This is a genomic window from Rhizobium oryzicola, from assembly GCF_030504645.1.
GTDB classification, from domain to species: Bacteria; Pseudomonadota; Alphaproteobacteria; order Rhizobiales; family Rhizobiaceae; genus Neorhizobium; species Neorhizobium oryzicola.
Genome location: NZ_JAUKWQ010000005.1, coordinates 241,679 through 261,866 on the forward strand (window position 1 = coordinate 241,679; position 20,188 = coordinate 261,866).

The 20,188-nt window shown below is 60.3% G+C and carries 18 protein-coding genes and 1 pseudogene; 12 read left to right on the forward strand and 7 right to left on the reverse strand.

Annotation, left to right across the window (positions count from 1 at the left end):
• Positions 1-191: 191 nt before the first annotated feature.
• The 5 genes from Q2T52_RS17130 (at position 192) to Q2T52_RS17150 (ending at position 3,679) form a co-directional block, all read left to right on the forward strand.
• The gene (locus Q2T52_RS17130; protein WP_302078012.1) at positions 192-371 is read left to right on the forward strand and encodes a hypothetical protein; all 180 of its coding nucleotides are present in this window, start codon (positions 192-194) and stop codon (positions 369-371) included.
• Positions 372-545: 174 nt separating this feature from the next.
• Positions 546-734 carry a hypothetical protein gene (locus Q2T52_RS17135; RefSeq protein ID WP_302078013.1) on the forward strand — a complete coding sequence of 63 codons (189 nt, stop codon included), beginning with the start codon at positions 546-548 and terminating at the stop codon, positions 732-734.
• 304 nt (positions 735-1,038) lie between these two features.
• On the forward strand, positions 1,039-1,866 hold the full coding sequence (locus Q2T52_RS17140) for a MetQ/NlpA family lipoprotein (RefSeq protein ID WP_302078015.1): 828 nt from the start codon (positions 1,039-1,041) through the stop codon (positions 1,864-1,866).
• 72 nt (positions 1,867-1,938) lie between these two features.
• Positions 1,939-3,021 carry a methionine ABC transporter ATP-binding protein gene (locus tag Q2T52_RS17145; RefSeq protein WP_302078017.1) on the forward strand — a complete coding sequence of 361 codons (1,083 nt, stop codon included), beginning with the start codon at positions 1,939-1,941 and terminating at the stop codon, positions 3,019-3,021.
• Complete coding sequence (locus Q2T52_RS17150; RefSeq protein ID WP_302078018.1) at positions 3,014-3,679, forward strand: methionine ABC transporter permease; 666 nt, start codon at positions 3,014-3,016, stop codon at positions 3,677-3,679. Before Q2T52_RS17145 ends, Q2T52_RS17150 begins: the two co-directional genes overlap by 8 nt.
• Positions 3,680-3,727: 48 nt before the next feature.
• Here the strand turns inward: Q2T52_RS17150 and Q2T52_RS17155 are convergent, their stop codons facing one another.
• From Q2T52_RS17155 to Q2T52_RS17165, 3 genes are read right to left on the reverse strand one after another with little or no spacing between them, the layout of a single operon-like run.
• A complete protein-coding gene (locus Q2T52_RS17155) occupies positions 3,728-4,930 on the reverse strand; it encodes an acyl-CoA dehydrogenase family protein (RefSeq protein WP_302078019.1) in 1,203 nt (400 codons plus the stop codon).
• Positions 4,927-5,955: an ABC transporter substrate-binding protein gene (locus Q2T52_RS17160; RefSeq protein WP_302078020.1), complete on the reverse strand. Its 1,029-nt coding sequence runs from the start codon at positions 5,953-5,955 to the stop codon at positions 4,927-4,929. The genes Q2T52_RS17155 and Q2T52_RS17160 overlap by 4 nt, the downstream gene beginning before the upstream one ends.
• A gap of 47 nt (positions 5,956-6,002) precedes the next feature.
• Positions 6,003-7,610 (reverse strand): ABC transporter substrate-binding protein, encoded by a 1,608-nt coding sequence (locus Q2T52_RS17165; RefSeq protein ID WP_302078021.1) that lies wholly within the window; start codon positions 7,608-7,610, stop codon positions 6,003-6,005.
• A 244-nt stretch (positions 7,611-7,854) separates the two neighbouring features.
• Between Q2T52_RS17165 and Q2T52_RS17170 the strand changes: the two genes are divergently transcribed.
• The 7 genes from Q2T52_RS17170 to Q2T52_RS17200 all read left to right on the forward strand — a co-directional run bounded on the left by Q2T52_RS17170 (position 7,855) and on the right by Q2T52_RS17200 (position 15,106).
• Complete coding sequence (locus tag Q2T52_RS17170; protein WP_302078022.1) at positions 7,855-8,844, forward strand: ABC transporter permease; 990 nt, start codon at positions 7,855-7,857, stop codon at positions 8,842-8,844.
• Positions 8,841-9,839, forward strand: coding sequence for an ABC transporter permease (locus Q2T52_RS17175; protein WP_302078023.1), 999 nt, complete (start codon positions 8,841-8,843; stop codon positions 9,837-9,839). Before Q2T52_RS17170 ends, Q2T52_RS17175 begins: the two co-directional genes overlap by 4 nt.
• The gene (locus Q2T52_RS17180) at positions 9,836-10,834 is read left to right on the forward strand and encodes an ABC transporter ATP-binding protein (protein WP_302078024.1); all 999 of its coding nucleotides are present in this window, start codon (positions 9,836-9,838) and stop codon (positions 10,832-10,834) included. The genes Q2T52_RS17175 and Q2T52_RS17180 overlap by 4 nt, the downstream gene beginning before the upstream one ends.
• Positions 10,812-11,747, forward strand: coding sequence for an ABC transporter ATP-binding protein (locus Q2T52_RS17185; RefSeq protein WP_302078025.1), 936 nt, complete (start codon positions 10,812-10,814; stop codon positions 11,745-11,747). The genes Q2T52_RS17180 and Q2T52_RS17185 overlap by 23 nt, the downstream gene beginning before the upstream one ends.
• A 19-nt stretch (positions 11,748-11,766) precedes the next feature.
• On the forward strand, positions 11,767-12,822 hold the full coding sequence (locus tag Q2T52_RS17190; protein ID WP_302078026.1) for an aldo/keto reductase: 1,056 nt from the start codon (positions 11,767-11,769) through the stop codon (positions 12,820-12,822).
• Between the two features lie 65 nt (positions 12,823-12,887).
• Positions 12,888-14,132: an acyl-CoA dehydrogenase family protein gene (locus Q2T52_RS17195; RefSeq protein WP_302078027.1), complete on the forward strand. Its 1,245-nt coding sequence runs from the start codon at positions 12,888-12,890 to the stop codon at positions 14,130-14,132.
• 17 nt (positions 14,133-14,149) lie between these two features.
• Positions 14,150-15,106, forward strand: coding sequence for a LysR substrate-binding domain-containing protein (locus Q2T52_RS17200; RefSeq protein ID WP_302078028.1), 957 nt, complete (start codon positions 14,150-14,152; stop codon positions 15,104-15,106).
• Between the two features lie 201 nt (positions 15,107-15,307).
• Here the strand turns inward: Q2T52_RS17200 and Q2T52_RS17205 are convergent, their stop codons facing one another.
• From Q2T52_RS17205 to Q2T52_RS17220, 4 genes and pseudogenes are all read right to left on the reverse strand, one after another.
• A complete protein-coding gene (locus Q2T52_RS17205; RefSeq protein ID WP_302078029.1) occupies positions 15,308-16,660 on the reverse strand; it encodes an LLM class flavin-dependent oxidoreductase in 1,353 nt (450 codons plus the stop codon).
• 99 nt (positions 16,661-16,759) lie between these two features.
• Entirely contained in the window at positions 16,760-17,098 is a 339-nt protein-coding gene (locus tag Q2T52_RS17210) for a DUF3088 domain-containing protein (protein ID WP_302078030.1), read from the reverse strand.
• Positions 17,099-17,305: 207 nt separating this feature from the next.
• The gene (locus Q2T52_RS17215) at positions 17,306-18,892 is read right to left on the reverse strand and encodes an ABC transporter substrate-binding protein (protein ID WP_302078031.1); all 1,587 of its coding nucleotides are present in this window, start codon (positions 18,890-18,892) and stop codon (positions 17,306-17,308) included.
• A 35-nt stretch (positions 18,893-18,927) separates the two neighbouring features.
• Positions 18,928-20,134 (reverse strand): annotated as a pseudogene (locus Q2T52_RS17220) (M20 aminoacylase family protein).
• Positions 20,135-20,188: the final 54 nt, after the last annotated feature.

Genomic DNA, 20,188 nt, shown 5'->3' on the forward strand with positions numbered 1-20,188 from the left:
AGGCTGGCTGTGTTTTCGTTGGCACCGGCTGAAGGCGCTAAATCCGATATAGGCTCGCTATTGCGCATAAAGACGCGGAGCCGGAAAAAGCTACCCTCCCCCTCCCTCAATTTAGTACATCAGTTTACTGGACTAAATTGACCCAAGGCCGTGTTTCTTAGAATATGGTGACAGAAAGATAAGGAACAGACATGACACCATTTTCTCTGCCGCATCTCGGTATTTTCGACTTCCTCACTTTCAGAACTCTGAAACTGAGCGGCGCGAAAAAAAGCTATAAACCAGAAGCGGCACCGATCGTCATGTCCAATCCTGATGAGCGCGAGGAGAGTTCCCAGATTTACCTTTGGAGCTTCTTTCCCCTCTTTTGAAACCCGTGGTCCTGAAGGGACCATGATCGAAAGGTTACCCCATGTTCCGGATTGGCTTGTCATCCGCCATTCGATCGCGTTCCAACCCTCGTCGCATGCTCATGCGCTGTTGCTGCCTCCTCATTGCAAGAGGTTGAGAATGACCCAAACAAATCCAAGGGCTGAGGCTGCGTCATGGAAAAGAGCGTTGTGGAATTTGGAGGTCTACCCGTCGGGATAGCCGTCAACGATGGAAGTGTCTTCCGCTTCATCGCGGTGAAATTTCATGTGATTGATCTTGATAATCAGAAATTCGCAAGTCTGGGAGACCTGCGCAGGGCTATCTTCCGCCATGTGAGCAACGCACGCCCGTTGGCCGCCTAAGATCGATCGCACCGCATTCCATCTATCTGACAACTCCTAATTTATGGCCAGGCCTCTCCGCCTGGCCTTTCGTGTTTCCAGGCGACCGACATCGACCGAAGGACCCCATGTCGCGACTGCACAATATTACATCAGAATGATGGATTATTTTGCCTGCACCTGCTCAAAGCTCGACACTATTTTTCGCTTTAGCAGTTGAAAATGAACATGCCTTCTTCGAACCCGGCGACTGTTCCTGCGATGCTTTGAGCGTGACGGAAGTCGCAATGAACGCTTCCGCAAATCAACTCGCTAGGGACACACTATGACAAAGAAAGTCGGAAACACCTTCTCCTGGACCCGCCGCGCAAGTCTTGCCGCCATAATTGCAGGTGCGATTGCAGGCTTCAGCGTTCCAGCTGCCCATGCCGCCGACAAGACCATCAAGGTCGGCATCATCAGCGGTGAAGACGAAGACGTCTGGCGCACTGTCACCGCTGAGGCAGCAAAGAAGGGCCTGACCATCAAGACCGTCGTCTTCAACGATTACACCCAGCCCAACGAGGCCCTGGAACGCGGCGACATTGACGCGAATGCCTTCCAGCACAAGCCCTACCTCGACAACCAGATCAAGCAGCACGGCTATCACATCGTGCCTGTCGGTTACACCGGCGTCTGGCCGATCGGCCTCTACTCGAAGAAGCAAAAGAGCGTCGCGGATCTTCCCAAGGGCGCGCAGGTGGGCGTGCCGAACGATCCGTCCAACGAAGGCCGCGCACTGCGCGTGCTGCAGAACGAAGGCTTGATCAAGCTGAAGGACGGCACGGGCATCCTGGCAACGATTGCCGACATCACCGAGAACCCGAAGGGCCTCAAGATCAAGGAACTGGATGCCGGCGTCGTCGGTCGCGCCATCGATGATCTGGATGCCGCCGTCGTCAACACCGACTGGGCGCTGAAGGCAGGCCTCAGCCCGGCACAGCGCATCGCGCAGGAGCCAATCAACGACAATCCCTACCGCAACTTCATTGCCGTCAAGCAGGGCAATGAGAACCAGGAATGGGTGAAGACGCTGGTATCGTCCTATCAGAATGAAACCGTGAAGGCCGTCTTCGACAAGGTCTACAAGGGCACCGGCCTGATCGCCTACTAAGGCGCTGACGAGCTTTGTGTTTTACGGCGGCGGGCAATACCCGCCGCCTTTCTTCATTTGGAGAATATGGTCATGAACAGCCATTCTGTCGTGGACATCAGCCATTCCCAGTCTCTTGCTCAGCCTTCTCTTGGGGGTGAAGAGGTTGTGCGGCTGGTCGATGTGCGGCGCCGCTTCAACCAGACCGTCGCACTGGATGGAATTTCGCTCACCGTTCGCAAGGGAGAGATCCTTGGTATCATCGGGCGCAGCGGCGCCGGCAAATCAACGCTGATCCGCTGCCTGAACGGGCTGGAACGCCCCGACAGTGGCGAGATTGTCATCGAGGGAAAACGCATCGATCAGCTGGCGGAGCGACAGCTGCAGCCGCTGCGCCGTCGTATCGGCATGATCTTCCAGCACTTCAACCTGCTGTCCAGCAAGACGGTCGAGGCCAATGTTGCGCTACCCTTGAAGATCGAAGGCTTGCCCAGATCGGAACGACTTGCACGTGCGCACGAACTGCTGGATCTGGTGGGATTGTCCGACAAGGCGAAAGCCTATCCGGCACAACTGTCCGGCGGGCAGAAGCAGCGTGTCGGCATTGCCCGCGCGCTTGCAGCGCGCCCTGCCCTTCTGCTCTCCGACGAGGCAACTTCCGCGCTTGATCCGCAGACGACCCGGTCCATCCTCGCCCTCCTGAAGGAGATCAACCGCAAGCTCGGTCTGACCATCGTTCTCATCACCCATGAAATGGATGTGGTGCGCACCATTGCTGACCGCGTGGCGGTAATCGATGCCGGGCGGATTGTCGAGGAAGGCAGTGTCCGATCTGTCTTTGCGGCTCCACAGCAGGAGATCACCAAAAGCCTCCTGTCCGGCAACAGGCCTCATCTGCCGGAACACCTGCAAACGCGGCTCGGCTCATCCGGCAACAGCCTCGTCGCGAGCATCGATCTGATCGGGGCATACGGACAGCAGCAGTTCTTCGCGGACCTGGCGGAAACACTGGCCCATGGCGGCTCGCTCGTGCAGGGCGCTCTCGACCATATCCAGGGCGAACCGGTCGCCCGCTTCTTCATCACCATTCCGGCAGACCAGCAGGCGATCCTTGAGCGTCTGCGCGCAAAACTCCACGCTGCCGGCGCTCACCTGGAGGTTCTGGGCCATGTCTGAAATCATGATCGAACTGTTGATCAGCGCCATCTGGGAAACGCTGCTGATGACCGTGGCATCCGGCCTGATTTCGCTTGTCGCAGGGCTTCCTCTCGGCCTGGCGCTGGTTGCGACAGCCAAGGGTGGAGTTGCGGAAAACCTCTGGGTCAACCGTATTCTCGGTGCGGTCATCAACGCCTTCCGCTCGGTCCCCTTCATCATCCTGCTGGTCGCGCTTATTCCGGTCACCCGCTTCATCGTCGGCACGGCACTCGGCACCTGGGCTGCGATCGTGCCGCTGGCGATTGCCGCAACCCCTTATTATGCGCGCATCGCCGAGGTCTCTCTGCGGGAAGTGGACAAGGGGCTAATCGAAGCCGTTCGTGCCATGGGCGGCAATCGCTGGACGATCATCCGCGAAGTGCTGATCCCTGAAGCATTGCCGGGCATCGTTGCCGGCTTCACCGTCACGCTCGTCACTCTCATCGGGGCGTCGGCAATGGCGGGTGCGATTGGTGCGGGCGGGTTGGGCGACCTTGCGATCCGCTACGGCTATCAGCGGTTCGAAACCGGCGTGATGATCGCCGTCGTCATTGTGCTGATCATCCTCGTCTGCGGCATTCAATGGATCGGCGATCGCCTGGTTGCCCAACTGGATCGCCGGCAGGCGCGCAATTGATCATCGAGGCCGGCGGCGCGTTTTGCCGCCACCGGCTTCGCGCACGTTCTAGCGAGCGGGTTTCCCTGCATTGGTTGCGGCGGTGAACCGTGCAATCGCGGCCTTGCCGAGCGTCGTGCGGATCATATGGCTTTGTGGTGCGTGCGCCCGCGCAGTCAGTGCGTCGCGGTGATGCCGCTCCAGATGATAATCCCGTCGAAGGCCGCGATTGCCGCCAAGTTCCAGCGCGAGATCCGTCACCCGCACCGCATTCTCAATAACGGCATGGCGGAGCACCATGGCATCGGTTCCGACAGACCTTCCCGCATCCACATCGCGGCTGACCGATTGCAGCAGCCGTGCATTGCTGGCCAGCAGAACCTCGATCTCGCCCAGGCCCTCCTGAAGTCGCGGGATCGTGGAAAGCGGCGCACCAAGACTGGAGGGGCTATGCTGTGTCAGATGCGCCAGCAGATCGTTGCGGGCAGAGATCGCTACACCCTGATAGACGGCAGCCAGCAGCGTGAAGAACACATTCCCGCCTGCCTCATCGCGTCGTAGCGGCTCGGTCGCCAGCTGCTCGGCAATGATATGATCGAGCGGCACCCGGACGTCGCGAAGAACAAGATCGTCGCTTGCGGTGGCATACATGCCGGCCGCTTCCCAGGTTTTGACCTGCGACATTCCATCCAGGTCCAACGGAACGAGAAGCTGGATCAGGCGCGGCTCCGTCTCTTCGGTCAGCGCCAGCACATTGGCGAAGGCAAGACCGGTCAAGCCCGTCACGAAGCTCTTGCGGCCATTGATGATCCAGTGATCGCCATCCTGCCGCGCGGTCGTGGCTGGTAGACCGCCATGCGCGGGCGAGCCCATGCCGGGTTCGGCCTGGGCGGCGTTCAACAGCGCAGGTCGCTTGCGATTGGCCTCCAGCACCAGTTCGGCCAGATGGGAGGGCCAATCGCCACGCCGGATGGCAGCGTGGTTATTGTAGTGCATGGCAAGCACCAGCGCCGTCGAGGGCTCGCCCACAGCGATGGCAGAGATGACAGCCTGCGCCGTCTCAAGCCCCTCGCCCAGGCCGCCCTGTTCGCGAGCCGTCACCAGACCCAGCAGACCGGCCTCGAACAGTGCCTGGAAATTGGCGGCGGGGAATTCCCCCGTCCGATCGTGATGGGCAGCCGTCTGCGCAAAGGATGAAGCCAGTTCCTGCGCGGACGCGATCACATCGCGCTCCGCTGTTGCCGTCTTGAGAGCTGTGACATGGGCGGTCATGCAACGGCCCTTCCATCCAGCAGCGCCCACGGACGATGATCGACCCAATCCGCCACGCTGAAATCAGTCTCCAGAAAACCCCAGTCGCGCAGGAAATCCTTGTAGTGGCCAACCGCATCGACAAGCTCGGGATCAAGTGAGAGGCCGAGATGGCGATGGACATCCGCCCCATTGGCGGCGAGCACTTGTTCTTCCGTGGCGCCGGCTTCGCGGGCCACAAAGCGGCGCGTTTCCTCAGGATGCCGCTCAGCCCAGGCCGATGCCTGATGGATAGCGCCGATCAGGCGCGCCACCAGATCCGGTCGCTCGTCCGCCAGTTTTTGATCCACGGTCAGGATGCGCGGCGACCCGGAATTGATTCGGATTTTCGGGTCGGGGTGAAAACCAAACTCCACCACGGGTACAGCGCCGATGAAATTGGCCGCGGCGATGCCGGCTGTTCCCTTGACAAAGATCGCATCCACTTCGCCACGCAAGAGCGCGGCCGCTTCCTCGCCGAACGACTGCCGGCGCTTGAGACCGAAGAGCGACTGTCCCTCCTGATCGGCAAGCACCGACTGCGCGATCTCGACGTCAACGCGCTCAACGTCATCGACGGAAAGCCCTTCGAGTGAAAGTGCCGAAACCAATCCCTTGAGCGCCGTCGCACGCATGAAGTCCACAATGCCTTCGGGGCGCTTCGGAATACCGACACGCCGCCCGACCAGGTCCTCCACCGAACGAATGCCACTGGTGGGAAGCGTAATGAGCGCCTGAAACTCGTCCGTCCAGGTGATGCCGACGAGCCGCGTTTGCCGCCCTTCCGATCGCGCCCGAATAGGCGGCACGTTGCCGCCATGGCGGAAGGACCATTCGAGCGTGTGATTGAAATGGCTCTGGCGGACATTTCGATCAGGCGAATCGATGATAGATTTTAACGCGACGCCCGCCTCGGAGACTGTCTTCTCCAAGAGACCAAGTTGCGCCGCAAGCCCAACAGGGGTCGGCACAGGGCAGCGGGTATACCAGAGTTCGGAGAGAGTCATGATATTTGCTCCAGGGCTATTCGGTGCGGCGGCTCTTCAGGGGACACTCAGGCTGAGGTGACATAGGCGTAGGCCAGGCTGCCGGAGACACCCTCGGCGCCGACCGTATGGTCCGCGATGCGTTTGTTGTAGATCGTGATTTCCGGAGGGCTGGCGACATCGATCGCCGGCAAATCCTCGACCAGTACACGCTGGATGTCGCGCCACTGCTCGAACCGCTTCTTCGGATCGATCTCAACCGCTGATGCTTCCAGAAGCGCATCGACCTTGGGATTGGAATAGGCCGCACCGTTCGAGAACGGCACGCCTTTGCGGAAGTTCTGGCTCCAATAGAGACGCTGAACACCCACGGTCGGATCGAAAAGATTGCTCATGCCTTCATAGGCAAAGTCGAAGTCGCGATCCGTGTAGATCCGCTTGGTATAGGTGGCAAAGTCCTGAGACCGCACCGTCACCTCGATGCCGACCTTCGCGAGCGCCTGGCGGATATATTCCGCACCACGCGCATATCCCTCGCCGCTCGGCACATAATCAATCGTGAGTTTCGCTCTGATGCCGCCCGCACCACGTTTGTAGCCTGCCTCATCCAACAATGCCTCGGCCGCCCTCAGATCGACCGGATAAGTCTTCAGGTCTCCGACATACCACTTCGTCAGCTTAGGATTGATCGGCCCCGGATTGATGGAGCCGTAACCATAATTGACCGTGTTGAAGATGACCTTCTTGTCAATCACATGAGCGAAGGCACGGCGCACCCGGACGTCTTTGAAGAAATCTTTCTCCAGATTGAACTCAATCCTGCTGACACTGTTGGAGTATTGATAGCCTTGTGTCTCGAAGCCGATATGCGGCAAGGTCTTGATCCGATCAAGATCGCTGTAAGGCAATGGCGTACTGGGTGCGAGGTCGATCTCTCCCGTTTCAATCGCGATCGCTCGCGCTGCCGAATCGGGGATGAAGCGGACTATGAGACGATCAAGGTAGGGGCGCGGCTTATCCCAATAATCGGGGTTCCGCTCATAAACGAGATGGCTGCCACGCACCCATTCCTTGAAACGGAACGGACCCGTGCCGACAGGTGCTAGATTAACAGGACTTTCAGCCGCCTTCGTACCCTCGTAGAGATGCTTCGGAACAATCGGCGTTTCGGCGGCTGCCAGCGCTGTAATGAGATAGGGTGCCGGTTTCGACAGCACGAAAATTGCCGTCAGTTCATCCGGCGTTTCCACCTCCGTCAGGTTCAGGAAGGTGTTGCGACCCCGCGGATGGATCTCCTTGATGGTCTTGATGGAATAGGCGACATCTGCCGAGGTGAATGGCTTGCCATCATGCCACTTCACTCCGGGACGCAGATGGAAGGTATAGCGCAGACCGTCAGGGCTAATCGCCCACTCCTGTGCCAAAAGCGGCTTTGGGTTGAGATCGAAGTCGTAAGTCAAAAGGCCTTCCGTGACCTTCGGAGAAACGTAGACGGAGTTGTAGGCCGTGTGCGCAATCGTTGTGAGAACGGGCGGCTCGGATGCCAGCACCAGTGTGGCAGTCCCCCCACTCACGGGCGCGGCGGCCTTCGCCCAAAACCCGGTCAGCGATAGACCCGCCAAGGCGACGGAACTCTGCAAAATATGCCTGCGTGTCAAATGGAACTTGGTGTGCATGGACGCCTCTCGTGTCGCTGGCGAGAAATTCCCTCCTCGCCTCTAATACCGTTCAATTTTTGCCGAGAAGCGCCATTCCTCAGAACAACGAGCCACGAATCCTATAAATAGGAAAATAAAATCCTATTTCTTGGTGTTTCTGGCGCATATCTCGCAAAAAATTTCCTTAGCTATTTGACAAAATCCATAAAACTAGTCAACTAATGTGCATGAAATTTGTCGCCACCCATCGCGGATCGAAGACATGACTTTACCTGACAGGCTCTTGAGACGAGTGAGGCGAATCTTCTTTCAGGCGATCCCCACCGTCCTTGGAATCGTGATCCTCAATTTCTTTCTGCTGCAGTTCGCGCCAGGCGATGCGGCTGATGTGATGGCGGCAGAGGCTGGTTCTGCAACCGTCGAAACCATGGCAGACCTCAGGTCACGCTTCGGGCTCGATCTGCCGGTCATCCACCAACTGCTGAACTATCTAAACAATCTCGCCCATTTCAGCCTCGGCTACTCACCCCGCTACGGCATGCCGGTTGCCGAGCTGATCGGCCAGCGGCTCCCCGGCACACTGGTTCTGATGAGCGCCGCTTTGCTCTTTGCACTCACCATCGGCGTGGTTCTTGGTTCGCTGATGGCGCAGTTCTCTGGCCGCTTGCCGGATCGTGTCCTGTCGGTCGGATCGCTACTCTTCTATTCCGTGCCGGGTTTCTGGATCGGGCTGATGCTAATCCTGCTCTTCTCGGTCAAGCTTGGCTGGTTGCCATCCGGTGGCGACAGCACCATCGGCAGCAATCTCACGGGCTTCGCGTTACTGGCCGACAAGGCGCGCTATATCGTTCTGCCCGCGCTGTCGCTCTCGCTCTATTACCTCGCGATCTACGCACGATTGACGCGCGCCGCGATGCTGGAAGTCAAATCCCAGGATTATGTGCGCACAGCGCGTGCCAAGGGCGTCTCGCCTCTGCGCCTCGTGCTGCGCCACATTCTGCGCAATGCGCTGATCCCGATCACCACGCTGGCCGGCATGCATATCGGTGGCATGCTGGGCGGCGCCGTCGTCGTGGAAACCGTCTTCAGCTGGCCCGGCCTTGGCCGTCTTGCTTTCGAGGCCGTCATGGCGCGCGATTTCAGCGTCCTGCTCGGCATCCTGCTCCTGTCCTCATTTGTCGTGATCATTGTCAATGCCACGGTTGATCTGCTGCAGGCTTGGCTTGATCCGCGCATCGGAGAAAGCCGATGACACTCACTCAATCCTCGATTATCCCTTCAAAGCGTCTCAGTGCCGTCCATACCGACGAAACCGAAGCGGCACCCCCAGAGCAGTCCAAGGAGTGGCCCTTCCTGCATGCGCCGGATGCCCTCACTCAGTCGTCCGCCACGGTGACGAAGGCCGGCCTTCGTCGGGAAGTGCGCATCTTCCTGACCAACCCCAACGCGATTATCGGCCTTGTCTTCCTGGTGACGGTCATCGCGGTCGCATTGGCGGCCCCCTATCTCTTCCCGGGCGATCCCCTGGAAATGGTGGCGCGCCCCTTCCTCTGGCCGGGCCAGAACCCCGCCTACCCGCTGGGCACTGATTCCATGGGGCGCGACGTGCTGGCGGGCATTGTACACGGCGCTCGGATTTCGCTGACGGTCGGCATTGCCGCGACCCTGATTGGCCTGACCATCGGCGTGTTGGTCGGCGCAATTGCCGGCTATTTCGGCGGCGTCGTGGATGATGTCCTGGTCAAGCTGATCGAGATCTTCCAGACCCTGCCAAGTTTCGTGCTGCTGGTGGTTCTGGTTGCCATTGCCCAGCCGAACGTACTGACCGTCACCTCCGCCATTGGCATCATCACCTGGCCGATGGTGGCCCGCCTCACCCGTGCCGAATTCCGCGCCATCCGCGAAAAGGATTACGTGCTGGCAGCCCGCAGCCTTGGTTATGGGCATGTGCGGATCGTGTTCCGCGAGATCCTGCCGAACGCTCTGCCCCCCATCATCGTGACATCCTCCGTCATGGTGGCCGGCGCCATCCTCATGGAAGCAGCTCTTTCGTTCATGGGGCTGGGTGATCCGAACCGCGTCTCCTGGGGTTCGATGATCGGCGCAGGCCGCGATGTCATCCGCACCGCCTGGTACCTCACCGCCCTGCCCGGCCTCGCGATCGTCTTCACTGTGATTTCTCTTAACCTGATCAGCGATGGGCTGAACGACGCACTCAACCCGCGCTTCTCGGAGGAACGTCGATGACTGCTCTTCTCGATGTTCGCGATTTCTCCGTTGCCTTCGGCGCAAGCCAGCCGGTCAAGGGCGTCAGCTTCACCGCCAATCCCGGTGAAATGCTCGCCATCGTCGGCGAATCCGGTTCCGGTAAGTCGCTGACGGCTCTTGGCCTGATCGGCCTATTGCCACGACATGCGAAAACCGGCGGAGAAATCCGCTTCGACGGGCGCAACCTTCTTGGTCAAAGCGAGCGCGATTGGCGCAAGATCCGCGGCCGCGATATCGGCATGATCTTCCAGGAGCCGATGACATCCCTGAACCCGGTGCTGACCGTCGGCGAGCAGATCACCGAAGTGTTGCGCATCCATGAGCACGTCGACCGGAAGCAGGCGCGCCAGCGCGCCGTGGAACTTCTGGAACTGGTCAACATTCCGGAAGCCCGCAAGCGCGTGGATGATTATCCGCATCAGCTTTCCGGCGGCATGCGCCAGCGTGTGATGATTGCCATCGGCGTCGCCTGCAATCCGAAACTGCTGATCGCCGATGAGGCAACGACCGCTCTTGATGTGACGATCCAGGCGCAGATCCTGCAGCTCCTCGACAACCTGCGGCGTGACCTGAACATGGCCGTCATCCTCATTACGCATGATCTGGGTATCGTTGCGCAATGGGCGGACCGGGTGATGGTGATGTATGCCGGTCGCAAGGTCGAAGAGGGTCTGCCGGAGCCGGTCTTTACCAACCCTTACCATCCCTATACCCGCGGTCTGTTGGGCGCGTCGCCACGCGCCGAAAGCGGCCATCACTACCGGCAAGGCCCACTGATTGAAATTCCGGGCTCCATCGTGTCCGCGACCGGGGAAAAGGGCTGCGCCTTCCGTCCCCGCTGTCCGAGCGCCCAGGCCTCCTGTGGCTTTGCCGTGCCGCCGCTGAGGCAGATCACTGAAGATCGGCTTGCCGCCTGCCCCTTTACTCCGACAAGCTTTGTGAGCCACGTCCATGACGCTTCTCTCCGTTCGTAATCTCTCAACCCATTATGCGGGTGGACGCGGCACCGTGCGCGCCGTCGATGATGTCTCGCTGACCATTGAGCCAGGTGAGACCGTGGCGCTGGTGGGCGAATCCGGTTGCGGGAAATCCTCGCTCGGCAAGTCGCTGATGCGTCTGGTCGAGCCGACATCCGGTCAGGTGGAGTTCAAGGGCAAGGACGTCACCGCCATGCCGGCGCGGGAACTGCGCAGCCTGCGCCGCAGCATCCAGATGATCTTTCAGGACCCCTTCGCCTCGCTCAATCCGCGCCAGACGATCCGTACGATCCTCACCGCACCGCTGAAGGTCCATGGCGTCGGCGATTCCAAGCGCCGCCGGGAGATTATCGAATCCATCATCGTGCAGGTCGGGCTGCCAGCCGATTCACTCGATCGCTATCCGCACGAGTTTTCCGGTGGGCAGAGGCAGCGCATCGGCATTGCCCGCGCGCTGATCCTCCAGCCGGAACTTGTCGTGTGCGACGAACCGGTTTCGGCGCTCGATCTGTCCATCCAGGCGCAGATCCTGAACCTGCTCGTGGAGATGAAGAACAAGCTCTCGCTCTCCTATCTCTTCGTCTCGCATGATCTTTCCGTTGTGCGCTACTTCTCCGACCGGGTGCTGGTCATGTATCTCGGCAAGATCGTGGAAAGCGCGCCGACGGCCGAGCTGTGGGCGGACCCGAAGCACCCGTATACCCGCGCGCTTCTCGCCGCCGTGCCGGATCCCAGCCGCCGCAAGCAGGCAGCGCCCATTGCCGGCGATCTGCCAAGCCCGCACAATCCGCCCTCCGGCTGTCGCTTTCACACACGCTGTCCGCTGGCAACCGATCTCTGCCGCGCGCAAGCGCCGGAACACCGCCTCTTCGGCCCTGCCCATGCAGTGGCCTGCCACCACACAAACTAAAGACCGATTGGAGTAGAACATGGTCGATTATCGCTACCTTGGCCGCAGTGCGCTGAAGGTTTCCCCTTTGAGCCTCGGCACCATGATGTTCGGCGGGCCGACGCCGGATGACGTGGCCTTCCGCATCATCGACAAGGCGAAGGAACAGGGCATCAATTTCATTGATACCGCCGATGTCTACAATGATGGCAAATCGGAAGAGGTCGTCGGACGCGGCATCAAGAGCAATCGCGATCATTGGGTTGTCGCCACGAAGTTCGTGAACTCGCGCGAAAAAGGCCCCAATCTCGGCGGCCACTCCCGCAAGTGGGTGATTGAGACGGTCGAAAATTCGCTGCGCCGCCTGAACACCGACTACATCGACATTCTCTACTTCCACCGCGCTGTCTTCGATGCACCGCTGGAAGAACCGGTTCGCGCCATTGCCGACCTCATCCGGGCAGGCAAGCTGCGCTATTTCGGCGTGTCGAACTTCCGCGGCTGGCGCATTGCGGAAATCTCGCATCTGGCCGACCAACTGGGCATCGATCGTCCTATCGCCAGCCAACCGCTCTACAACATCGTCAACCGCACCGCGGAAGCGGAGCAGCTGCCGGCTGCGCATCACTTCGGCCTTGGTGTCGTCTCCTACTCGCCGCTGGCGCGCGGCGTCCTGACCGGCAAGTACCAGCCCGGTGCGGCACCGGCCGCCGATAGCCGTGCGGGCCGTGGCGACAAGCGCATTCTGGAAACGGAATGGCGTCCGGAATCGGTCGAGATCGCCCAGAAGATTGCCGCCCATGCTCAACGCAAGGGCATCAAGGCTGCCGATTTCGCGCTCGCCTGGGTGCTGAACAACCAGCTGGTGACCGCTGCCATCACCGGCCCGCGCACGGAAGAACATTGGGACGGCTATATCCGCGCACTCGATGTGCAGATCGATGCCGAAGACGAGGCGCTGGTCGATAGCCTCGTCACGACCGGCCACCCCTCTACGCCGGGCTTCAACGATCCGAGCCATCCGGTGGAAGGCCGCGTGGCGCGCGCCGTGAAAGTCTCCAAGCCGGCGGCCGCGGCGCCCCGCGCTGTCGCCTGATCGACAATCCCTCGGACGGCGGATCTACGCCGCCGTCCCCTGCTCCCCTTCACCGGAAACCCGTCATGCCCAGTACGTTGCGATCCTTGCCTGCCGACCCTGCACCTGCCTCTGCCTTTTCCCGTGAGGCGTTGATTGAAAGTGCGCGAAGCATTGCCGCCGATCTGGCGGTGGATGCGGCCCGACGGGAGCGCGAGCGGGTTCTGCCCTTCGACATCTTCGACAAGATCAAAAAGGCGCGATTGGGAACCTTGCGCATTCCCCAGGCGCTTGGCGGGCCCGGCGGCAGCATCAGCGACTATATCGAAGTGCTGATGATCCTCGGCGCGGCAGACAGTAACGTGCCGCATGCACTACGCAGCCACTTCAATTTTACCGAAGGGCTGGTGCTGGGCGGCATTCCGGGCGAGCGAGAGCGCACGCTGCTTGCACACGTGCTGGATGGCAAGCTGTTCGGCGGTGCGCACACGGAACAGGGCACGCACAAGCCCGGCGAAATCACCACGCGCCTGACCCGCGACGGTGAGAATTTTCGACTGAATGGCCGCAAATGGTACGCGACGGGCACTGCCTTTGCCGACTTCGCCAGCTTCAGCGCCGTGGATGAGGACGGAAAGCCAACCTACAACCTTCTGCCCGTCACGCGCGAAGGCATCAATATCCTGGATGACTGGGATGGCATGGGCCAGCGCATGACGGCCAGCGGCGGTGTTCTGCTCGAAAACGTGCTGGTCTACCGCCACGAGATTTCCGACCGCACGCTAGGATCGCTGGTCGGCCGCCATTGCTCCACCATGCGCCAGCTGCATCTGGCGGCATCCGCGGCAGGGGCCGTTCAGGGCGCGGTGGATGAAGGTATCCGCTACGTCCAGAAGCAGGCCCGCGCCGCAGCCCATAGTGCTGCCGATACGGCCAGCGAGGACCCCTTCGTCCAGAATGTCGTGGGCGAGTTGAGTGCTGCGGCATTCGCGGTTCAAACACTCATCCGCGAAGGTGCCCGTGCCCTCGATCGAACCGTTGCCGCCTTTGCGACAGGCGATGAAGAGGCAATCGAACATGCGCTGACGGAAAGCGCCCTGACGACCTCGCGCGTGCAGATCATCACCGCACAACTGGGGCTTTCGGCGGCGACCAAGGTGTTCGAACTGGGCGGGGGATCAGCCACATCGCGCGACCTGAACCTTGACCGCTACTGGCGCAATATCCGCACCGTCTACAACCACAATCCGCTGCTGCACAAGGCGCGCGTGGTGGGAGATTTCTATCTCAACGGCACCAAGACGCATCTTCTCGAAGGCCGCGTATTCTAAACAACGATAGGATCGTCATGGGACCGTCAGCCATCCTTCGAGCGACCCAACCCTTGCCGGGGCTTTCCCGGCTGCCGCCGCTCACAGCCCTGAGGGCTTTCGTGGTCACGGCGAGGCATGCGAGCTTCTCCCGCGCGGCAGATGAGCTGCATGTCACGACGGCGGCCATCGGTCAGCAGATCCGCCTTCTCGAAACGCATCTGGGCGAAGTCCTGTTCAGCCGCAACCGTGGCGAACTGGTGCTGACGCCTGCCGGCGCTTCTCTCTATCCCGGCCTCTCTGCCGCTTTCGAATCCATTATCGATAGCCTTGGTGCGCTCTACGCACAGGGGCGTCGCACCACGCTGCGGCTGCTGGTGGATGATGCCTTTGCCAGCCGCTGGCTGGCGCCACGTCTGCATCTCCTGGATGAAGGCATAGGCGACACCGACCTGGTGATCGAGCGCTCCATTTCAGGCGAGGCCGATCTCGCCCGGCTGGAAGCCGACTGCGCCATACTGCCGCTGAGCTACCCACTCGCCGGACATCATTGCGAACTGTTGCTGCCGGACAGCATTCTGCCCGTCTGCACACCCGGCTTTGCGGCGCGCCATCAATTGCAGGAGGGCGCGCACCGTCTGCGGGATGTGCCTGTCATCTACGACGCGCAGGCAGAACCGGAATTGGATTGGCCACGCTGGCTCAGGGCCTGCGGCTTTCCTGTCCGGCTGTCCGGCAAAGGCCCGCGCCTTACAAGCATTCCCGCCTTGATCGAAACCGTGCTGGCGGGGAATGGCATTGCGCTGGCAAGACACTCGCTCGTCTCCGCCGAATTGCAGACGGGCCGCCTTGTCAGCCCGTTCGGAAGAGCCATTCCGGTGTCATCGCCCTATTATCTCATCGCATCCGATGATCGGCGCCGCCTGCCGCAGGTGGAAGCCCTGTTTGGTCTCCTTCACCAGGAAGCGAAGGGCTTTCCACCGTCTGCCCATTGAGGAATGGCGGGCTGTGCCCGGTCAGACTGCTGCAAAGCCGGGACAACCTCTCCTCCGTCATGGTCGGGCTTGACCCGACCATCCATAAACCTTTCAAAACGTGGATCCTCGGGTCAAGCCCGAGGATGACGAAATGAGAACGTCACGGTTTGTCATCAAGCGTATGGCGGGCAAAGCCCGCCACTCTATGCGACACTCTGATTATGCGCTCGCCTTGCGGTTTCTTTCCGCCGTGTAGAGGCTTTCAGGCCGCGGCAGGCCGTAGTGATCACGCAGCGTCTTGCCCTCGTAATCCAGCCGGAACAACCCGCGACGCTGCAGGATAGGCACTACCTCGTCCGCGAAGATCTCGAACCCGCCTTTCAGGTAAGGCGGCATGATGTTGAAGCCGTCAGCCGCGCCACTCAAATGCCAGAGTTCGATCCAATCCGCCACCTTCTCGGGCGTGCCGGTGATGACCTTGTGGCCACGTGCGCCGGCCAGGCGATGCAGCAGCTGACGGAGCGTCGGATTTTCGCGATCGATGACGTCAAGAACCAGTTGGTGACGGCTGGCCGCAGCACGGGCACGAGTGGCATCGACGGCATCCTTCGGCACGGGAGCATCGAGATCCGCGCCTGACAGATCTACACCAATGATGCGGCGCAGCTGCTGGAGGGAGAAGGCCGGCTGGATGAGGTTGTTGAACTTATCCTCCAGTGCCTTGGCTTCGGCCTCGGTGGAAGCGATGAAGGGGCTGAGGCCCGGCAGGATCTTGACATGATCGGGATTGCGACCCTGACCCCGCGCACGGCTTTTGATATCCGCATAGAATTCCTGCGCGCTCTCCAGCGACTGATGCGCTGTGAAAATTGCTTCCGCAGTGCGCGCGGCAAACGCACGCCCATCATCGGACGAGCCTGCCTGAACATAGACCGGACGCCCCTGTGGCGAGCGCGGCAGGTTCAAGGCGCCCTGCACGCTGTAGAACTCGCCCTTGTGCTCAATCGGATGGATATGATCGGTCTCAGCAAACAGTCCGCTTTCAGCATCGACCACCAGGGCGTCATCTTCCCAGCTGTCCCAGAGCTTGGTGACGACATCGACAAATTCTGTCGCCTGCCGGTAGCGATCGGCATGGACCGGATGTTTCTCAAGCCCGAAATTGGCCGCCGCGCGATCGACGGAGGTCGTAACGATATTCCATCCCACGCGGCCACCGCTGATATGGTCCACTGACGCAAACAGGCGCGCGAGATTGTAAGGGTCGCAATAGGTCGTGGAGGCTGTCGCGATGAAGCCGATCCGCTCCGTCACCGCAGCAAGTGCCGTGATTGCGGTGATCGGTTCCAGCCGGTGTCGCGCCGCATAGCGAATATTTTCATCCAGCACCGGCGCATCGGCAAAGAAGATCGCATCGAGCTTCGCCGCCTCAGCCTTTTGGGCGATCTCCTGATAGAGCTTGATGTCGGTGACGCGATGCGGTTCGGAATCCGGATAACGCCAGGCCGCCTCGTGATGGCCAGCAGGGTAGATGAAAGCGTTCAAAACAAGCGAGCGTGAAGGCACTGTCATGCGGGTCTCCTTCCTGGGGCATCGGACCGAAAAGTGGGAACCGGTTTTCGGATCAATCCGATGCCGACCTAAAAAACATGATGGTTTGCATTACTGCGCTCAGTGCAGGCGGGGAAAACCGTGGCGCTCCGCCAGAAGATCAAGAATGCGTTTCGTGTCCTGCACGAAATGAACACCGTCTGCCTCGCGCGCGTCTTCCGGCGGATTGTCGCCTAACACGAGCAAGGGCAGCGACTGGTTTTCCTCGCCAACAACGGCAATCACGTCCGCCCTCGGACGCAGGAACCCGACGCGCTTGACCTCGATCTTCTCCGCGAGAGCAGGAAAGCTCGCCAGCAAGCCCTCCACCTGATTGCAGTACGGGCAGACGAAAACCGTGCCCGGATGCTTGGGATCTTCAAAGCCGGGAGCGATGAGAAACAGTCTGTCTTTTGCCATGCGACGCGCCATCCATATTGGGAAAATCAACTCTGGAAGCAGCTTGAGCTCTGCTTGTTACGGCGTCCAGCAATCAATATTGCCGCTTAAGGAAGAAAAAAATTGCGCATTCCAGCGCAGCATAAAATTCTTGAAGCATCCCTTGAAACGCAAAAAGCCCCGGCGTCCCGAAGGAGCGCCGGGGAGGTTGAGGAGACCCTGCTCACCTCAGCTGCGTTTCCAGGTCGTCGACAGATCGCCATAGGCGATGTCGATCGTCGTCACGAGATTTTCGATCCGCTTGTTGCGGGCAATCACGGTCGGAAGCGCTACAACGGAGAAGTTCGGCAGGTCCTCGCCGGTGATCTTCTGGATCTCCTTGAACTGCTCCGCACGCTTCGTCTCATTCACTTCAACCGCCGCTGTACGGAAGAGATCATCCACCTTCGGATTGTTGTAATGCGCGGCATTGGCATAAGGCACGATGTTCTTGATGTTATCGGACCAGTATAGCCGCTGCACGCCGGCCGTCGGGTCGAACAATCGGCTGATACCGTTCAAGTTGATGTCGAAGCCCCGCTCTGTGTAGACGCGCTTGATATAGGTCGCGAGATCGCCTTCCAGGATCTCGACCTTTACGCCCAGCTTGCCAAAGGTTGAGCGCAGATATTCAGAGGTTTTCTTGAAGGTATCGCCTGGCGCAAAAGCCAGATGCAGCGTGAAGCGTGTCCCGCTTGCATCCTTGGGATGACCGGCAGCATCCAGAAGTGCGTTGGCTTTCGCGAGGTCGAACTTGTACTGGAACGGTGCCTCGTCGTTATAGGCCTTGAAAACCGAAGGAATATTGGATGCGGCAGGCTGGGCCGTACCGTAGAAGATGGCATCAATGATGAACTGCCGATCAATGGCATGGGCGAGCGCGTGGCGTACGTCCTTCTTGGCCAGCACAGGATTTTCAAGGTTGAACTCGAACACCTGCGCATTGTTCAGATAGGCATCGGTATAGACATCGACGGCCACCGAAGGGCTCTGACGCAGGCGTTCAATGTCGCTGTAGGCGATGTCGGTCGTGAAGTCGGCCTCACCGGTTTCCAGCGCGATGGAGGCGGAAGCCGCATCACCCACGAAACGCGTCACGAATCCATCCAGATGCGGCAGGCCGGCCTGCCAGTAGTCAGGGTTGCGCTTCAGCTTCACATAGCTGCCGCGCTTCCATTCCTCGAAGATGAACGGCCCGGTGCCGATAGGCGCATTGCCATTTGGGCTTTCGGCATAATTGTCAGTCGGATAACGATGCGCCGGCAGGATGGGCGTTTCGCCGCCAGCCAGTGCCCGCAGCAGATACGGTGCAGGCTTGGAGAGGACGACGACGGCCGTCAGCGGATCGGGCGTTTCCACATCGCTGACATTTGCGAATGTGATACGGCCACGTGGGCCGACCTTCTTGAAGGCCAGCAGCGAGAACTTCACATCCGCGGAGGTGAAGTCCTTGCCGTCATGCCACTTTACGCCCTTGCGCAGCTTGAACGTATGGCGCAGGCCATCCACGGATTGCTCCCAGCTTTCCGCCAGCACCGGCTCCGGCTTGAACTCCTTGTCGAACCGGACGAGCCCTTCCAGCACTTTGGTCGATACGATGCGCGTCTTCGTGTTGCTGTCCGACAGGGGAACGAGCGTCGTCGGCTCGCCGACGGTGACGAAGGTTGCAATGCCGCCCTTCTTCGGGGTCTCGGCAGCAAAACCGAGCCGGGGCAGAAGACATGCTCCGCCCAGAGCCGCGCCCAGCAGAAGCGCCTTGCGACGTGTCAAATCCATGGTGTTACCTCTCTTTTGTTATGGTGATGAAAAAATCAGGCTGCCTTCAGCCTGGTCTCGACCAGTCGGGAAAACAGCGTTGCCCCGACTGGCAGAATAGCGTCGTCCACGACGAAGCGCGGATTGTGTGCCGGCACCGTTCCGCTATGGCCGAGGGTGAAGAACGCGCCGGGCGCATGCTTCAGCATGTCGGCAAAGTCCTCGCTGCCCATGAAGCGAGAGGGTGCCGTCGAGACACGCGCCTCGCCCAGAACGTCGCGCGCGACGGCCGCCACGGCATCTACATGCTCCTGATGATTGGTCAGCACCGAGAAGATATCCCGGATGTCGATCTCCGCAGTCAGACCATGGGCGGCTGCCACATGCTCGGCAATCGTACGGATACGCTCGCGGACGATGGCGCGCACCTCATCCGAAAACGCACGCACCGTGCCGCTGATGGAAGCCTGTTCCGGAATGACATTGTAGGCGGACCCGGCTTCCAGCTTGGTCACAGAGAGCACCGCCGGTTCCGTCGGCGAGATGGTGCGGCTGACGATCGTCTGCAGCGCCTGGATAAGCTCGCCGGTTGCCGGGATGGGGTCCCTCCCCGCATCGGGGTGGGCGGCATGAGCACCACGCCCGCGCAAATGAATATCGAAGAAGTCCGCCCCCCGCCAGAGTAGCACCCGGTGAAGCCCTGAAGTGGTTGGGATAGGCGTGCGATGAATTGTGCAGCCCATAGATTTCATCGACCGGAAACTGTTCGAACAGACCGTCCGCGATCATGGCGCGCGCGCCGCCCAACCCTTCTTCCGCCGGCTGGAAGATGAACACGACCGTTCCGGCAAAATCCCGCGTTTCGGCAAGGTAGCGCGCTGTGCCAAGCAGGATGGTCGTATGTACATCGTGCCCGCAGCCGTGGAACTTGCCGGGATAGACTGAAGAATAGGGAAGCCCGGTCTCTTCCGGCATGGGCAGTGCATCCATATCCGCCCGAAGGCCGATCGAGCGATTGCCGGAATGGCGGCCCGTCAGGCGGCCCACGACGCCAGTCTTGCCAAACCCGCGATGCACCTCAATGCCCCAGGAGGCGAGCCTTTCCGCCACGATGCCTGAGGTGCGCACCTCCTCGAAACCGATTTCCGGGTGTTGGTGGATGTCGTGACGGATGGAAACCAGTTCCGGCGTGAAGGCGGCAATGCGATCAATCACCTTCGGCTGGCTGTCGGTCACGGGATCGATGGACGTGGTCAAGGTCATTCTCCGGTCATGCAAAAGCTGTTTCCGCATGCGACGCATGCAGAGGGGCAGTTT

Coding starts and splice junctions, on each gene's coding strand:
- Q2T52_RS17170 (WP_302078022.1), top strand. CDS start 7,855: ATGACTTTACCTGACAGGCTCTTGAGACGAGTGAGGCGAATCTTCTTT.
- Q2T52_RS17190 (WP_302078026.1), top strand. CDS start 11,767: ATGGTCGATTATCGCTACCTTGGCCGCAGTGCGCTGAAGGTTTCCCCT.
- Q2T52_RS17140 (WP_302078015.1), top strand. CDS start 1,039: ATGACAAAGAAAGTCGGAAACACCTTCTCCTGGACCCGCCGCGCAAGT.
- Q2T52_RS17215 (WP_302078031.1), bottom strand. CDS start 18,892: ATGGATTTGACACGTCGCAAGGCGCTTCTGCTGGGCGCGGCTCTGGGC.
- Q2T52_RS17185 (WP_302078025.1), top strand. CDS start 10,812: ATGACGCTTCTCTCCGTTCGTAATCTCTCAACCCATTATGCGGGTGGA.
- Q2T52_RS17165 (WP_302078021.1), bottom strand. CDS start 7,610: ATGCACACCAAGTTCCATTTGACACGCAGGCATATTTTGCAGAGTTCC.
- Q2T52_RS17210 (WP_302078030.1), bottom strand. CDS start 17,098: ATGGCAAAAGACAGACTGTTTCTCATCGCTCCCGGCTTTGAAGATCCC.
- Q2T52_RS17175 (WP_302078023.1), top strand. CDS start 8,841: ATGACACTCACTCAATCCTCGATTATCCCTTCAAAGCGTCTCAGTGCC.
- Q2T52_RS17205 (WP_302078029.1), bottom strand. CDS start 16,660: ATGACAGTGCCTTCACGCTCGCTTGTTTTGAACGCTTTCATCTACCCT.
- Q2T52_RS17135 (WP_302078013.1), top strand. CDS start 546: ATGGAAAAGAGCGTTGTGGAATTTGGAGGTCTACCCGTCGGGATAGCC.
- Q2T52_RS17150 (WP_302078018.1), top strand. CDS start 3,014: ATGTCTGAAATCATGATCGAACTGTTGATCAGCGCCATCTGGGAAACG.
- Q2T52_RS17155 (WP_302078019.1), bottom strand. CDS start 4,930: ATGACCGCCCATGTCACAGCTCTCAAGACGGCAACAGCGGAGCGCGAT.
- Q2T52_RS17180 (WP_302078024.1), top strand. CDS start 9,836: ATGACTGCTCTTCTCGATGTTCGCGATTTCTCCGTTGCCTTCGGCGCA.
- Q2T52_RS17130 (WP_302078012.1), top strand. CDS start 192: ATGACACCATTTTCTCTGCCGCATCTCGGTATTTTCGACTTCCTCACT.
- Q2T52_RS17145 (WP_302078017.1), top strand. CDS start 1,939: ATGAACAGCCATTCTGTCGTGGACATCAGCCATTCCCAGTCTCTTGCT.
- Q2T52_RS17200 (WP_302078028.1), top strand. CDS start 14,150: ATGGGACCGTCAGCCATCCTTCGAGCGACCCAACCCTTGCCGGGGCTT.
- Q2T52_RS17160 (WP_302078020.1), bottom strand. CDS start 5,955: ATGACTCTCTCCGAACTCTGGTATACCCGCTGCCCTGTGCCGACCCCT.
- Q2T52_RS17195 (WP_302078027.1), top strand. CDS start 12,888: ATGCCCAGTACGTTGCGATCCTTGCCTGCCGACCCTGCACCTGCCTCT.